The sequence below is a fragment of the Streptosporangium sp. NPDC049248 genome, assembly GCF_040678965.1.
Lineage (GTDB): Bacteria > Actinomycetota > Actinomycetes > Streptosporangiales > Streptosporangiaceae > Streptosporangium > Streptosporangium fukuiense.
Map to the genome: position 1 here is coordinate 69,228 of NZ_JBFAQY010000004.1, position 15,439 is coordinate 84,666.

12 protein-coding genes are annotated in these 15,439 nt (G+C 70.7%); 7 read left to right on the top strand and 5 right to left on the bottom strand.

Annotation, left to right across the window (positions count from 1 at the left end):
- The first annotated feature begins 75 nt into the window (after positions 1 to 75).
- Complete coding sequence (locus AB0K21_RS09610) at positions 76 to 504, top strand: hypothetical protein (RefSeq protein ID WP_343964399.1); 429 nt, start codon at positions 76 to 78, stop codon at positions 502 to 504.
- Entirely contained in the window at positions 501 to 3,074 is a 2,574-nt protein-coding gene (locus AB0K21_RS09615) for a M48 family metalloprotease (protein ID WP_364149041.1), read from the top strand. Before AB0K21_RS09610 ends, AB0K21_RS09615 begins: the two co-directional genes overlap by 4 nt.
- Positions 3,075 to 3,164: 90 nt before the next feature.
- On the opposite strand, the gene AB0K21_RS09620 is transcribed toward AB0K21_RS09615, so the two are convergent.
- The gene (locus AB0K21_RS09620; protein ID WP_343964395.1) at positions 3,165 to 4,211 is read right to left on the bottom strand and encodes a class I SAM-dependent methyltransferase; all 1,047 of its coding nucleotides are present in this window, start codon (positions 4,209 to 4,211) and stop codon (positions 3,165 to 3,167) included.
- 185 nt (positions 4,212 to 4,396) lie between these two features.
- The gene (locus tag AB0K21_RS09625; protein WP_343964393.1) at positions 4,397 to 5,290 is read right to left on the bottom strand and encodes a phosphatase PAP2 family protein; all 894 of its coding nucleotides are present in this window, start codon (positions 5,288 to 5,290) and stop codon (positions 4,397 to 4,399) included.
- Positions 5,291 to 5,600: 310 nt separating this feature from the next.
- On the opposite strand from AB0K21_RS09625, the gene AB0K21_RS09630 reads away from it, so the two are divergent.
- Together AB0K21_RS09630 and AB0K21_RS09635 are read left to right on the top strand one after the other, a co-directional pair.
- Positions 5,601 to 6,293 carry a response regulator transcription factor gene (locus AB0K21_RS09630; RefSeq protein ID WP_343964391.1) on the top strand — a complete coding sequence of 231 codons (693 nt, stop codon included), beginning with the start codon at positions 5,601 to 5,603 and terminating at the stop codon, positions 6,291 to 6,293.
- The gene (locus tag AB0K21_RS09635; RefSeq protein WP_343964389.1) at positions 6,287 to 7,477 is read left to right on the top strand and encodes a histidine kinase; all 1,191 of its coding nucleotides are present in this window, start codon (positions 6,287 to 6,289) and stop codon (positions 7,475 to 7,477) included. The genes AB0K21_RS09630 and AB0K21_RS09635 overlap by 7 nt, the downstream gene beginning before the upstream one ends.
- Here the strand turns inward: AB0K21_RS09635 and AB0K21_RS09640 are convergent.
- A complete protein-coding gene (locus AB0K21_RS09640) occupies positions 7,426 to 8,127 on the bottom strand; it encodes a hypothetical protein (protein ID WP_343964387.1) in 702 nt (233 codons plus the stop codon). The genes AB0K21_RS09635 and AB0K21_RS09640 overlap by 52 nt on opposite strands.
- A 397-nt stretch (positions 8,128 to 8,524) precedes the next feature.
- On the opposite strand from AB0K21_RS09640, the gene AB0K21_RS09645 reads away from it, so the two are divergent.
- The 3 genes from AB0K21_RS09645 to AB0K21_RS09655 all read left to right on the top strand — a co-directional run bounded on the left by AB0K21_RS09645 (position 8,525) and on the right by AB0K21_RS09655 (position 11,950).
- On the top strand, positions 8,525 to 9,118 hold the full coding sequence (locus tag AB0K21_RS09645) for an RNA polymerase sigma factor (RefSeq protein ID WP_343964670.1): 594 nt from the start codon (positions 8,525 to 8,527) through the stop codon (positions 9,116 to 9,118).
- The gene (locus AB0K21_RS09650; RefSeq protein ID WP_364149045.1) at positions 9,111 to 10,160 is read left to right on the top strand and encodes a CU044_5270 family protein; all 1,050 of its coding nucleotides are present in this window, start codon (positions 9,111 to 9,113) and stop codon (positions 10,158 to 10,160) included. The genes AB0K21_RS09645 and AB0K21_RS09650 overlap by 8 nt, the downstream gene beginning before the upstream one ends.
- A gap of 104 nt (positions 10,161 to 10,264) precedes the next feature.
- Entirely contained in the window at positions 10,265 to 11,950 is a 1,686-nt protein-coding gene (locus AB0K21_RS09655) for a heparinase II/III family protein (protein ID WP_364149047.1), read from the top strand.
- On the opposite strand, the gene purU is transcribed toward AB0K21_RS09655, so the two are convergent.
- Together purU and AB0K21_RS09665 are read right to left on the bottom strand one after the other, a co-directional pair.
- Positions 11,926 to 12,810, bottom strand: a complete 885-nt coding sequence (purU, locus tag AB0K21_RS09660; RefSeq protein ID WP_343964381.1) for a formyltetrahydrofolate deformylase — start codon at positions 12,808 to 12,810, stop codon at positions 11,926 to 11,928. The two genes, AB0K21_RS09655 and purU, sit on opposite strands and share 25 nt — an antisense overlap.
- A complete protein-coding gene (locus tag AB0K21_RS09665; RefSeq protein WP_343964379.1) occupies positions 12,807 to 15,260 on the bottom strand; it encodes an FAD-dependent oxidoreductase in 2,454 nt (817 codons plus the stop codon). Before AB0K21_RS09665 ends, purU begins: the two co-directional genes overlap by 4 nt.
- Positions 15,261 to 15,439: the final 179 nt, after the last annotated feature.

Sequence of the window (15,439 nt, forward strand, 5' to 3'; positions counted from 1 at the left end):
CCGCCTGAAAAACGATCCATGGCTGGCTAGAATTCGTGACATCGGGGCCCAGATCACTTTCAGTGTGGAGGCATCGTGCCACAGACCGTCGTTGAGCTGGCCCGTGACGTCGTCGCCGAACTCGCTCCCGGCGAGCTCAAGGACTTTGATTTCCTGTCCCAGGCGTACCTGGACAATCCAAAGGCCGCCCGGCGTGCGGGGAAACCGTCCAACGAGCCCAACGCCTCGGGATGGTCGGTCGCCGTTCCGTTTCTCACCACCCTGGCCATGGCCGTGATCACGGATGTGGGCAAGGACCTGACCAAGGCGGCCGGGCAGTCGGCATGGTCGGCCCTGAAAGGCCGGTTCGCCAAGGAAGGGACGGACACCGAGCTTCCCGCCGCCGACGACGAGGAGCGCCTGCGCGAGCTGGCCATCCAGGCGGCGGCCGAACATGGGGTAACCCCCGAGAATGCCGTCCGACTCGCCGAAACCATCGTCAAGGGCTGGAAACACCCGAAGTGACAGCGACTCCTTTCACGCTGCCCACGGCTACCACCACCCGTTTCGTCCTGCTGATCGGACTTTCGGCGTTAACCGCCATCTACCTCGCCAGTCCCGTCAGCCGAATAGGCCCGATGCAGTTGGAGTGCGCCGTCGCGGCGGATCGGCAGGCCGTGACCGGCCGGGCCGCCCAGGTGGTCTCCACCTACCTGACGTGTGACAGGGACGCTCATCTCTGGAACGCGCTGTTCGACGTGGTGGTCATCGCGCTCTTCCTGCTGGTCGTGGTTCTGCTGCACAATGCCGCGCCCGCGATCACCTCCCGCAGGCAGCACCTGTTGCCACTGCCCGTCGCCGCCTATCCGGAAGCCTCGGCAAGGGTCGAGCGGCTGATCGCCGAGGCCGGGCTCCAGGGCCGCGTCACGATACTCGTCAACCCTCATGACGACGGGGACAGCGGGCGCGCCTTCGGCCGGTTCGGCTCGCGCCGGGTACGGCTCAGCTTCGGGCTCATCCGCAGGTATCCGGAGTCGGAGCCGGAACTCAACGCGGTGATGCGCCACGAGCTCGCCCATGTCCGCAACCGCGACCTGAACATCACCGGCCTGACCCTGGCCAGTTGGTGGACATTCGCACTCGCGGTGACCGTGATGTTGGTGTTCGTCATGACCGGGCCGCTCCGTGAGCTACCGGGACGCGCGATCCCACTGCTGCTGACCCTGACCATCGCCTTCCTGACCACGGTCGCCATCGCCAGGGTGCGCGAGCACTATGCCGATGTTCGAGCGGCCGAGGCCAACCTGGCAGCCGAAGATCCCGCCTTCCCACCCAATGCCGTCGACCTGGCGAGAGCGGATTCCCGGTGGGTCCGATCGTGGCGACGGACGCTCCTGTGGCACCCCACCGTCCAGTCCAGGAAACGCGTGGTCGACGATCCGGCCTGGTTGCTGCGCCCCAACCTCCTGGACATGTTTCTGACCGGGGTCACCTCGGCGCTGACCTTTCCCTACCTGACCGTCTTCGCGACGGATCTGCTCGGTGACGAGGGGCGCAACGCGTATCTGCTGGCTGGAACGATCCAGGGGCCGCTGGTCGCGGCGGTGGCGGGAACCTCCCTCTGGCGGGGCGTCCTGCGAGCTCGGGAGTCGGGACTCCCGGTGCCCGGCGGGATCGGTTCGGGCATGGCTCTGGCGGCCGGGCTGTACATCGGGCTGCTGAGCCTGCTGTTCACCATCGACGGCAACCTCGCCCAACTGCTGGTCAGAGACATCCGCCTGGGAGTGGTGGCGGCGCTCCTGCTGATGGTGATCTGTATCGCGTTCTGCCGATGGAACGCCGTCACCGCGACCGCCTGGCTCGGCGTCTCCGCACGGCCCCGGCTACCACTGGCCGCAGCCGTCCCGGTGGGCGGCCTGCTGTTCGGCACGCTGTTCGCGAACTGGTACGCGGCGGCCGGTGGCCTGCCCGCCGAGATCAGCCTGCCGTTCCTTCAGCTGGTCTACCAGACGGTCAGCGGCCTGGCGGACCTCAGCACGCTGATGGCGCTCGTCCTGGCGTTGTTGCTGCCACTTTCCGCACGGCTCCGCCGGCCCCTGGAGAAGCACCCCCTTTCCGTGGTTCCGCGTGGCGCGGTAGTGGTCCCTGTCGGCTGCGTGGTGATACTGACGACAGGTGGCGCTCTCCTCCTGCCAGAGGGACTGAATGCCTGGCTCACTCGCCTCCTACTGCCGCTCGCCCCCGCGTTCGCGGGCGAGGCGCATGCCGAGGGGTGGTCGGCCGTGATCGCGACGGGAACCTCGGCACTGGTCGCCGGATTCGCGACCGCGCTGGTGGTCAGCCGCTCCAACCGATCAGGACTCGGCCCGGTGTACGGTCTGCTGACCTCCTACCTGGTAGGGATGACCCTGCCCCTGGTGTTCACGGTCAGAGCGACGATCATCCTCTGTGGCCGATCGGCTCCGCTGTGCACACCGAACTCGCTCGCCGGTTACCTGGGCGCGCTGGCCCTTCTGCACGGCGCGATGGCTCTGACCGCGGGGACGGTGGGCACGCTGGCGGGCTCGGGCATCGGTGCGCTGCTACGCACCACCCGGCGGAAACCCGTGCGGGCCCCGGCGGGTGGGGCAACCGACGTCCAGGACTTCCGGCCGGCTCGCCGATCGGGCGCGACCGCGCTCGGGGCCGCGGGCGTGCTGGCCGTCACCCTGGTACTCGTCCTGGCGGGCGGGCACACCTGGCTTCAGGTGAACGGGGTGACGGCCCCCTCGCAGATCAAAGGCACACCGGTGTTCACGGAGGTCACCGCCTCGGCTCCAACCCACCGTACGCCTCTGCGCCAGTCCTGCGAGTGGATCTACCGTAGGGGCGCGAACATGGGCCTGGGCTCCGCCTACAACCGGTACCTGCTCGACATCTCGCTCGCCGCCACCGGCTCCGACAGCCGCGGCCTCGACGCGCTGGGCCGCGCCCTGCTGGACAGCCTGCGTCAGGGCGACCTCGCCGGCAGGGAACAAAGCCGCATCGCGGTCAGCAACCTGTGCATCATCTGGCTCTGGTACTTCAGCCAGGGCGGGACCGGCTCCACCGCATGATCGCCCTGAAAGGGGTGGCCCGGATTCCCATGCCGTCGCGGACAGCGGAGCGGCGTGGTCATCGACTTGTCCGGCCGATGACGCACCCCGCTACGGTTTCAGCTCCAGTACCAGGTTGAACGGGGTGGCGGTCGCCTGGCGGGTCCGGGTGAAACCCGCCTGCCGGGCCACCTCGAAGAGCCGTTCCCGCCCGGCCTGCGCGCCCAGGGCCTCGGTGCCGCCCTGGGCGAGCGCGTTGGGTACGCAGATGGTGGCCGAGGCGTTGAAGAAGAGCCGGCCCACCGGGTTGAGGTCGTCCGGCAGTCGCCCGTGCGCGAACGGCTCGACCAGCAACACGGTGCCGTCGGGCGTCAGGGTGGAGTGCACGTGTCGCAGCGCGGCAACGGGATCGCCCATGTCGTGCAGGCAGTCGAACAGGCAGACCAGGCCGTAGCCGGCCCCCGGGTAGTCGTCGGCGTAGGCCGTCTCGAAGCTCACCCGGTCCGTGACCCCGGCCTGCAGTGCCAGCTCGCGGGCCCGCACGATCGAGGGCAGGTGCGCGTCGAAGCCGGTGAAGCGCGAGTTCGGGTACGCCTCCGCCAGCACGATGGTCGAGGCGCCGTGCCCGCAGCCGACATCCGCCACCAGGGTCCCGGCGGTCAGTTTCCCCTCGGCGTCCGAGAGTGCGGGAATCCAGCTGTCTCGCAGGTGGGCGGCGTATCCGGGGCGGAAGAACCGCTCGGTGCCGTTGAACAGCGCCCGGTCGTGGTCGGGCCAGGCCAGCTCCCCGGCACCTCGGTAGGCCGCCGCGATCCCGGCCTCGTCGCGGTAGACGGAGGAGATCAGTTCGGCGAGCCCGGTCATGAACACCGGGCTGGTCTCGTCGGCGAACACCCTCGCCTGCTCGTCGGTCAGCGTGTAGGTGCCGTCCCGGTAGCGGACGTATCCGGCACATGCCTGGGCCGCGAGCCATTCGGCGACGAGCCGCTCGTTGGTGCCGGTGCGCCAGGCCAGGTCACCGGGGCTGAGCGGGCCCGCACCCACCATCGCCTTCCACAGGCCCAGCCGGTCTCCGAGCACGACCGTCGCCGCTCCGAACGCGGCCCCCATGTCGAGCACGACCTGGTCCACGAGCCGCTGCAGCCCGGCCTCGTCCATCGGAGCCTTCCCCGTCGGTCCGTGTGGTCGCCCGCGGAACTCGGTTCGAGTCCGCCCGCCGCGCGGGAGCGCGCGGGAGGGGTCGGCGAATCCCCGCGCGACCACCGTTCCCAGCGTAGTGCCGGCCTTTCGCGCCCCCCGGAAACGGATGTTCAACGTCGCGCAACGGCTCCTTCGGCCTCGGATCAAAAGCGTCCGCTGTGCCGGCCGTTGTCCGACGCCTGCGACAGGTCGGCCCGGAAAGGATCGAAGTGATGCGGCTCGGCGGGCAGGTCCCCCATCGGCCGCCCGTGCTGGAGGGAGGGGCCGGCCCGGTGCCGGCCCGCGGCGGCGACCGGACGGCGACCGTACCGGCCCTCGGGGTCGGAGTCGTTCCGGCCCAGGCGCTCGACCAGCGGCGACACCAGCCGCACCGCCGGCGGCGTGAGCGCGAGCAGCACCGCCACCACCACGCCTGCGGCGAGAATCACACCGGCGAGCACGTCGTGCGGGTAGTGGACTCCCACCATCACCCGGAGCAGCGCCGCCACCGCGGCCAGCGGCAGGGTCAGCGCGGCGAGGCGGGGACGGAGCAGGGCCAGCCCGACCGCGAGCCCGGCGGCCAGGGTGGCGTGGTTGCTGGGAAACGACCAGTCCCCCACCTCCGGGCACTCCGCGATCGCCGCCGCGGCTCCCGGCACCACCCGGCAGGGGCGTTCCTCGGTCACCATCAGCTTCACCGTCTCGCTGATCGCATAGGCGGCGACGGTGCCCACGCCGATCATGACGGTTCCGGCGACACCACGTACGTCCCCCCGGCGCAGGGCGGTCCACCACACTCCGACGAGGATCAGCCCGAGGAGCACGAGGGTGCCGTCGGTGGCGATCTCCATCGCCGTGCTCGCCCACCAGGGCGCGTTCGCCACCGCCTCGGTCACCGATCGGTACCCGGAGGCCGAGGCGCCTTCCACGACCTTCGCCGGACCGGCCCCGCCCGTTCCCTCCGGCGAGAGCCAGGCAACGACTCCGGCACCCAGGCCCAGCGACACGGTCGAGCCCAGCAGCCGGTTGCGGAGATTGTTCCCAGCGTCAGTCTTCATAGCGGTTGATCATAAGAAGGACCGTGGCATAACACCTAAATGAACAACAATCGAATCTGAGATGAATCTCAGGGCGGCGACCGGGTGTCCCGAAAACCAGGGCCGGTGCCGTTCCACCCGGCTTTCGGCGCGGTCCGCGAGTGGCCGCCGCGCGCCGTCGGCCCGCCGCGGTCTCGGCTCCGGTATCAGGTCGAACCCGGCCGTCCGCCGTGTGACGGACCCCCGCTCCGCCACCCGGCGGATGCCCGGTCGGCCACGGCGCCCCGGCCGGGGTGGTCCGCAGGCGGTCGATCTCGGTAACCTGCTACGCATGCCTGGTAGGACGGACGGTCTCGCGAGGATCAGGCTGGTCATCGCGGACGACCAGGCCATGATCCGCACCGGGCTGCGATTCGTCGCGGAGAGCGCCGCGGACATCGAGGTCGTCGGGGAGGCCGTCGACGGGCTGGAAGCCCTCTCGGTGACCCGGCGACTGCGACCGGACGTGCTGCTGATGGACATCGCGATGCCCCGGCTGGACGGCCTGGGCGCCGCCCGGCGACTGCTCTCGGACCCGCATCCGCCCAGGATCGTCATGCTGACCACCTTCGACACCGACGAGAACCTGCACGCCTCACTCCGCGCCGGAGTGAACGGCTTCCTGCTCAAGACCTCGCCCCCCGAGCAGCTCATCGAGGCGGTACGGGTGGCGGCGGCCGGCGACGCGCTCATCGACCCGGCGGCCGCCATGCGGGTGATCGCCTCGTTCACCGCGCACCACAGGCCGGTCGCACCGCCCGAGCTGGCCACGCTCACCTCGCGTGAGCTGGAGGTGTTGCGTCTGCTCGCCCGGGGGCTGTCCAACCCCGAAATCGCCAGGAGGCTCCAGGTGGGCGACGCGACCATCAGGACCCACGTCGCCCGGGTGCTGCACAAGCTCGGCCTGCGCGACCGGATCCAGGCCGTCGTGTTCGCCTACGAGGCCGGGGTCGTGCGGCCCGGACAGCGGGACCGGTCGTGCTGAGGAGAGCGCTCGGCGACTGGCGGCCGACCTGGCTGGATCTCCTTCTCTCCCTCGCCGTGGTGATCACCGGCCTCGTCGAGTCCTTCGGCCGCCAGGGCTCCCAGCCCGGCCAGATCAGCGATCCGGTGCCGCTGGCGGTGGGGGCGGTCGTCGCCGGGACGCTGCTGCTGCTCCGGCGCAGGTTCCCCACCGCCCTGCTCCTCGCACTGATCTCGATCGGCCTGGCCGTACGGGCGGTGGCGGGCGACGGCTACTACGCCGCCTGGCACTTCTACTCGACGCTCATCCTGGTCCACACCGTGGCCAGCGCCGCGGAGCTGCGGAGCCGCCGCGGGCTCGCGGGGCTGGCGTGCGTACTGGTGGCGTACGCCGGCCTGCAGACGTTCCAGCGCAACGACCTCGCCGAATTCATGATCAGCGCCGTCTTCATGGGGGTGGCGTACGGGAGCGGCATCCTGCTGCGTCGCCAGATCGACCGGACGTTGCGGCTGGCGGAACGCGCCATCCGCCTTGAGGTGGAGCGCGAGGAGCGGGCCCGGCAGGCGGTGGCGGAGGAACGGGCCCGGATCGCCAGGGAGCTCCACGACATCGTCTCGCACAACGTGAGCGTGATGACCCTGCACACCGGCGGGGTGCGGATGCGGCTCGGCGAGGAGCACAGGCGGGAGCGCGACATGCTGCTCGGGGTCGAGAAGGCCGGCCGCGAGGCGGTCGAGGAGCTCCAGCTCATGCTGGGGGTGCTCCGCAGGACCGGCGATCCGGACCCCGGCGCCTCCCAGCCGGGCCTGGAGCGGCTGGACGAGCTGGTCGCGCAGGTCAGGGAGGCCGGGTTGGACGTCCGCCTCCGGATCACCGGCGAGCCGCGTGCCCTGCCGCCGGGACTCGCGCTCTCCGTCTACCGGGTGATCCAGGAGGCTCTGACCAACGTGCTGAAGCACTCCCCCGCCGCCAGTGCCGACGTCGTCATCGCGCACGGCCCGACCGGGCTGGATGTGGAGATCACCGACGACGGCACAGGAGGCGGGCGCCGCTCGGACGGGCGGCGCCCTGGCGGGCACGGTCTGATCGGGATGCGCGAGCGGGCCGCGTTGCACGGCGGCGAGCTGTCCGCCGGTCCCGTCCCCGGCGGCGGTTACCGGGTGGTCGCCCGGTTCCCGCTGGGCACCCCGGCGGCGACCGGCTGATCCGCTTCCCGCCCGGCCCACTCCGCGTCGGTCATCCGCAGCATCCGCAGCCCGATCACCCCGGAACCGGCCAGGTAGAGCAGGCCGCCCACGGCCGTGCCGATCGGGAAGACCAGGGTTCCGAAGACGCCCGCGATGATCGCGAAGGGCGCCCACCACGGCCCGTGGCCGGCGTAGGCCAGGGCCAGTCCGAGCAGGAACAGGCCGAGCAGCCCGAGGAAGCCCGGGATCTGGAACCCGAAGGTGGCACCGGGGTCGGCGAACGCCTGCTCGGCGAGCATCTCGCCCTGGGCGGGCGGCAGGGCGCGTTCGAGCCGGGAGTAGAAGAAGTCCCCGAGCATCAGCCCGGAGAAGTTCACCACGCCGAGCAGCGCGAGACCACCGGCGAGATGGCCGAAGACGACTCCCCGGTGCCGGATGAGGTGGATCATCCCGATGATTCCCGGGATCATCAGCACCCAGCTCCAGTGCAGCAGCGAGGCGCTGACCGAGACCTGCTCCGGATACCTGCCGTACACGCCGGTGGTGTCACCGCCCTGCCGCAGGGCCGGGTCGACGACGGCGCCCGCGATGTAGAGGAGCGGCGCGACGATGAGGCACACCCCCGCGGCCCATCTGCGGAAGCCGAGTGGATTGGAGAGCGACGGCATGAGATCTTCCCTTGCGTTCCGGCCCGCGTCTGGACCGGCGGGGCGAGGCCGGGAACGCTAGGCGACGACGCGGCGCGCGTCGTCCTCCTCATGGCCTATCGTCGCTCCACTGTCCGGCGGACCTCCTGCCCCGCGCACCGCGACGCGGATCCGGCGTCCGGCCCGCGGGGTTCACCGCGCCGGGCGCGACACGTGGACACCGGAGAGAAGTCCGGAAAGGAGGCCCACGGCGGGCGCCGGGAGCGGACCGGCCGGGGACGTTCACCGGCACCGCGTTCCGGCGGCGCGCTAGGTGGGCTTCGCGACCGTGAAAGCGAATCGGCGGATCGGGCGATAGAGAGGGACCGCCGTTCGCGTTCGAAGGATTGCACATGACGGGAAGACCATCGTGACCGCGATGTCCTGGGCCGCCCATCCGGCGGAGGACGCCCACGTCGTCCGGCTCTCCCTCGCCGAGTCCGAGCGGTTCAGCGCGATCTTCGACACCTACTTCGGCGAGATCCATCGCTACGTCGCCCAGCGGCTCGGCGCCGACGCCGCGGAGGACATCGTCGCGGAGACGTTCCTCACCGCGTTCCGCAAGCGGGCGCAGTACGACCCGTCGCGGGCCGGCGTGCGGGCCTGGCTGTACGGCATCGCCACCAATCTCATCGGCAGGCACCGCCGCGTCGAGGTGCGAACGTTGCGCGCGCTCGGGCGCCACGGCCCCGACCCGGACACCCCGGGGCACGAGGAGCACGTCGCCGTGCGGGTCAGCGCGGAAAGCCTGCGGCCGAGTCTCGCGGCGGCCCTGGCCGGACTACACCAGCGAGATCGCGACGTCCTGCTCCTCGTCGCCCTGGCCGGGCTGAGCCACGAGGAGGTCGCCACCGCCCTGGGCATCCCGTACGGGACTGTCGGGTCACGGCTGAACCGGGCCAGGAGGAAGCTGCGCGCCACGCTGGGCGAGACCAACCCGATGCTGGAGTCCGAGGAGGCCGATCGTGGATGAGCTGAAGACGGTCCGCGAGCTGTACGGCGAGCCGCGGCTCGATCCGCTCCTCAAGGCCAGGGTGCGCGGGTTGCTGACCGACGAGCCCAGGAGGCGACGGTGGCGGCTGTCATGGACCGCGGCCGTGGCCGGCCTCGCGGCCGCCGCCGTGACAGCGGCGGTGACCGTGGCGGTCGCGGTTCCCGGCATGACCGGGGAGGCGGGGGCGCCGAACCGGGTCGCGACGATCTCCGGGCGGTCGGTCCTGCTCGCGGCGGCGACCACCGCCGAGTCGGACCCCGCGGCGGCGAACGCCTACTGGCGCGTCAGGAAACTGCACCGGCGGACGTACCCGGAGCGGCTGGGCAGGGGGGCGAACCGTTACTGGGTGGTGGAGTCACGGCTCACCGAACAGTGGGTCGCCAGGGACGGCCGGGTCTGGTCCGCCTCCCGGGCGCTGGGGGCGCGCCCGGGAAGCGCGGCCGACGAGGAGGCCTGGCGTCGCGACGGCTCCCCCACCGAGTGGTCGAGCCAGGGAGAGGTGCTCTCCACCTCGCCGGAGAAGGGCGAGCTGCGGGCCATCACCGGCAAGGTGCCCTTCAGCATGGCCGGTCATGAGATGACCTTCGAGCAGCTCCAGAGGCTCCCGGTCGCCCCCGCCGCGCTGAAGGAGTGGGTCACCGAGGCGGTGAGCGACGTTCCGGCCGGCACCGTCGACGGTGTCGTCGCGGACGCGCTCAGCGGCCTGCTGTGGAGCAAGCCGTCGCCGCCGGACGTGCGCGCGGCCGCCTACCGTGCGCTGGCCGAGCTGCCGAACATCCGGTATCTGGGCAGCGCCACGGACGAGCGGGGCCGGGTGGGGGCCGGGTTCTCCTTCACCGTTCAGCCTCCCGGGGCGCGGAGCGGCGCGGCCGTGCGGCGGACACTGATCATCGATCCGGACAGCTCCCGGGTGCTCTCCTCCACGGTCACCGGCCGGCCGGGGGTCAGGGGCGATGAGGTCGAGCTGGTCCTGGAGGCGGGCTGGACCGATGACCGGCCCGCCGTTCCCGAACTTCCCTAGCCCACCCGGGGGACCTGCCCCCGCACGCTGACGGCCCGTTCGCCCTCGCCGCCCCTTCGCGGGTGCGCGGGTGGGCCGCCCGAGACACTGTTTGGAGCAATCGCTTGTTTTGGCATGCCCGTAAGGCGCTCGACCTGATCAGGAATCGTCCCGAGGCGCCCTCGCTCGCGACGAGCGAAGGACCGGTCATCTGCCCCGCCGACCTGTTTCCCGCGATCAAGGTGTCCGAGGTCATGGCGGGCCTGGTCAGGCTCGTCGGCCTGCCCCCCGTCGACCTGGGCACCGACATCGACTGGCGGACCGACCCGCACCGGAACCGCTCCTGGACGCTGAACCTGCACGCGCTGCGGTGGGTGGGCGGGCTGATCGCCGAGTACGAGCGCTCCGGCGAGGCGGAGTACCTCGACCGCGCCACCCGGATCGCCGAGGACTGGGCGCGCGCCAATCCCCGCGGCGCGACCGGCATCAGTCCCTGGGCCTGGGCCGAGCACCCGGTCGCGCTACGCGCCCCGGTCCTGGTCTGCCTCAGCGCGCACGTGCGCGACGACTGGCTGTCGGAGAGCCTGGTCGAGCACGCCGAGATCCTGTCCGATCCCGCGCTCTACCGGCGGGGTCACAACCACGGCCTGGACCAGGACATCGCGCTGCTGACGGTCGGCTGCCGTCTCGGCCAGGAGCGGTGGAAGGACCTGGCCGTCCGGCGGATGACCGACTCGGCGGAACTCGCCATCGACGCGCAGGGCGTGCTGCACGAGCAGGCTCCGCGGTACGGGATATACGTCCACCGGCGGCTGGGCGTCGCGATCGAGGCGATCAGGGCGTCCGGGGCCGAGGTCCCCGCGGGGCTCGTCGCGCGGCGCGACTCGCTGGAGACCTACGTCAGCCACGCCACCCAGCCCGACGGCCGCCTGGTGCCGATCGGCGACAGCCCGGCCGACACGCGCCCGAGCGGTTTCCGGCACGGGGAGGACACCGTGCGGGTGTTCGACGACGGTTACGTCTTCGGCAGGACGGCATGGGACGACCCGAGGTCGGCCTTTTATTCGATCAGGTTCGGTGCCGGCCGCCGGCTGCACGGCCATGAGGACCATCTGGGCGTCACCTACCACGCCCACGGCCGGGACATCCTGGTGGAGGCGGGTTTCCACTCCTACGAGCGGACCGCCTACCGGAGGTGGACGATCTCCCCCGAGGCGCACAACGTGCCCGTCGTGGTGGGCGCGGACCTCCGCGAGGGGACGGCGACGCGCCTGGTGGGCTCGTCCGTCACCCAGGCGCGGCAGTGCTACCGGTTCACCGACACCGCGTACGGCGTCGGCCGTACGCGGTCGGTCCTGGTCGGCCACGGCGCCGACCTGATGGCCGTGCTGGACTCGGTCCCGGCGGGGTCGGCGCTGCGCAACCTGTGGCACTTCGCCCCCTCGCTCACGGTGGTCGCCAACCGTGACGGCCAGGTGGTCCTGGCCGACGGGGAGTGGTGGGTGACGCTGCTCCAACTCGCGACGCCCTCGGGCCGGCCGCTCGGCGGGCAGACCGTGCGGACCGAGACGATCGCCCTCGGCCACCTCAGGCAGGCCGAGGCGACGACGGTCCTGTCCCCGCCCGCCGAGTCGGTACTCACCCTGATCGTGCCCGGCACCGCCGACCCCGAGGTCACCCGGTCCGGCGGACGGCTGAGCGTCCGCACTCCCGGCGGCCACGTCTCCCTACGCTGGGACCCCGACCTGGGTTTCGCCGACCGGGCCCCGGCGCACTCCGGCGACGGTCAGGTGAAGACGACCGTACGGTGACCGTTGAGCAGCACCCGCTGCTGCACATGCCACTGGACGGCCCTGGCCAGGGTGCGGCACTCGGTCTCCCTGCCCAGCGCGACCAGGTCCTCCACCGACGCCGAGTGGTCGACCCGGGCGACGTCCTGCTCGATGATCGGGCCCTCGTCGAGGTCCGAGGTCACGTAGTGCGCGGTCGCGCCGACCAGCTTGACACCGCGCTCGTGCGCCTGGCCGTAGGGGTTGGCCCCCTTGAAACTCGGCAGGAACGAGTGGTGGATGTTGATCGCCCTCCCGTCCAGTTCCTTGCACAGGTCCTCGGAGAGGATCTGCATGTACCGGGCCAGCACCACCAGGTCGACCTGGTTCTCCTCGACCAGTTCGAGCAGCCGCTGCTCGGCGGCGGGCTTGGTCTCCTTGGTGACCGGCACGTGGTGGAACGGGATCCCGTGCCATTCGGCGAGCGGCGCGAGGTCGGGGTGGTTCGACACGATGGCCGGAATCTCGACCGGCAACTGCCCGGACCGCCAGCGGTACAGCAGGTCGTTGAGGCAGTGGTCGAACTTGGAGACCATGAGCAGCAGCCGCGGCTTGACGCCGAGGTCGTGGATTCTGTAGTGCATCTGGAACCGTTCGGCCACCGGGCCGAACTCGTTCTCCAGCTCCGCGACCGACGGCGTGGCCGGACCGGTCCGCAGGTGGACCCGCATGAAGAACAGTCCCGAGTCCGGGTCGCCGAACTGCTGGCTCTCCGCGATGTCGCAGTCGCGCCGGAAGAAGAAGTCGATGACGGCGTGCACGATGCCGGGCCGGTCGGTGCACGACAGCGTGATGACGATGGACTTCTTGCCGCTTTCCATGTGCGTCTCTTCCTGGCTCATGCCTTCAGCCTCGAACCGGTCGGGTCGAACGGGGCGCGCAGGCTCACGCTCGCCTCGAGGATGTCCCCGGCCACGTCCAGCTGGTAGGTCCCCGCGTTGATGTACTCGGCGTCGACGAGGTCGTGCTCGCGCTCGATGTACGCCAGCCCGACACCCTTGCCCAGCGTCGGCCCGAAGGCCGCCGAGCTGACGAACCCGGCCGGCTCGCCGTTGCGGAGGATGAGCTCGCCTCCCCACAGCGCCGTTCCGGCGTCGTCGACGGTCACCGACACCATGCGGCTGGTGACGCCGTGCTGCTTCTGCTTCTCGACGGCCTCACGTCCGCGGAACGCGATGTCGGTGTTGAGCTTGCACGCGAACGACATGCCGGCCTCGACCGGCGTCCGGTCGGGCGTGAGCTCACGGCCCCAGGCCCGGTAGCCCTTCTCGATGCGCATCGCGTCGATCGCGTAGTGGCCGATCGGCAGGAGGCCCAGGTCCGCACCGGCGTCGGTGAGGTGTTCGTAGGCGGTCACCGTGTACTCGGTGGGGATGTAGAGCTCCCAGCCCAGCTCACCGACGTAGCTGACCCGGGTGGCGCGGCAGGGCACCGGCCCCAGCTCGATCTCCTGGCTGGTGTAGAAGGGGAACCGCTCGCTCGACAGGTCCGCCTTGGTGAGCCGGTTGAGCAGTTCGCGAGACTTCGGTCCCATGATTCCGAGCACCGCGTACGACGAGGTCACGTCGACGACCTGGGTCCGGCAGCCCGCGGGCAGGTTCACGGTGATGAAGTGGTGGTCACGGGTGGTCTGCGCCGAGCCGGTCACCAGCAGGTACTCGTCACGGGCGAGCCTGGTGATCGTCACGTCGGACTCGTAGCCGCCGCGGTCGTTGAGGATGCCGGTGTAGACGGTGGTGCCCGGCTTGACCGCCATGTTGGCGGTGCACAGGTACTGGAGCGTCTCCTCGGCGTCGGGCCCCTTGATGAGGAACTTCGAGAACGCCGTCTGGTCGAGCAGGGCCACCCCGTTGCGGGTCCCCTCGACCTCCGCGTTGACCTGCGGGCGCCAGTTCTGGTGACCGAAGGAGTACTCCACCTCCTTGGACACCCCCTCGGGGGCGAACCAGTTCGGCCGCTCCCAGCCCATCCTGCTGCCCATGACCGCGCCCGCGGCCTCCAGCAGGTGGTGGACGGGGGAACGGCGCAGCGGCCGGCCGGTCTCCAGTTCGCGGTTGGGCCAGGGGATCGCGTAGTGCAGGCCCAGCGTCTCCTTGGTCCGCTCCCGCAGCCAGGTCTCGTTGCCGTTGAACTTCGCGAAGCGCCGTACGTCGACCGGCCAGAGGTCGCGGGTGCACTCGCCTTCGATGATCCACTCGGCCAGGGCCAGGCCCGCGCCGCCCGCCGAGGCGATTCCGGTGGAGTTGAACCCGGCCAGCACGTACATGTTGGGGATCTCGGGGGTCTGCCCCATGATGAAGTTGTTGTCGGGGGTGAAGCTCTCCGGCCCGTTGTAGAACTTCTTGATCCCGGTGGTCTCCAGCGCGGGGACGCGGATGATCGCGTTCTCCATCAGGACGGCGAACTGTTCCCAGTCCTCGTCGAGCAACTGGAAGACGAACGGGTCGGGGATGTCGTGCGGGCCGACCCACGGCTTGGCGTCGGGTTCGAACCCGCCCATCACCAGGCCGCCGACCTCTTCCTTGAAGTAGATGTAGCCGTCCTGGTCGCGCATCACCGGCAGATCGCTGGTGATGCCCTCCATCCATTCGGTGACCACGTAGAAGTGCTCGACCGAGTGCAGCGGGACGGTCGTCCCGGCCATCGCCCCGACCTGCGCCGCCCACTGGCCGGCGCAGTTGACGAGGATCTCGCACTCGATCGTGCCGGCCTCGGTGCGCACCCCGGTGACCCGGCCGTCGACCACGTCGATCCCGATGACCTTGGTGTTCTCCAGCACCTTCGCGCCCCGGTTGCGGGCGCCGCGGGCGAGGGCCTGCGTCATGTCGGTGGGGTTGGCCTTGCCGTCCCCGGGCAGCCAGACCGCACCGACCAGGTCGTCGGTCCGCATCATGGGCCACTTCTCGCCGGCCTCGGCGGGGCTGATCACGTGCGCCTCGACGCCGAACGCCTGCGCGGTCGCCGCGGTCCGCTTCAGCGAGGTCATCCGTTCGGGCGAGCGGGCGACCGAGAGGCTGCCCGACTGCTTCCAGCCGGTGCCGAGCCCGGTCTCCTCCTCCAGCGTCGCGTAGAGCTCGGTGGAGTACTTGATCAGCTTGGTCATCTCGTTCGTCGCGCGCAGCTGGCCCACCAGTCCGGCGGCGTGCCACGTGGTGCCACACGACAGGCTGCCCTGCTCAAGCAGGACGACATCGGTCAGACCCAGTTTGGCCAGGTGAAAGGCGACACTTGTCCCGACGATGCCGCCACCGATGATGACGACCCTGCTGCGTGCTGGCTGTTGTGCGTTCATGACTTCCCATGGTGGTGGCGGTTCACTGAGTGAATCTGCGGTTCATTCAACGGGTCGACAGCGGCACTGTCAACGGGGCGGCGGTTAACTTCTTGTATCCGGGGAGGGCCGCCGGCGGCGGCCCCGGGGCACGCCGACACCCCGACCGGGAGAGGCTCACCGATCGGAAGCGCGGACGT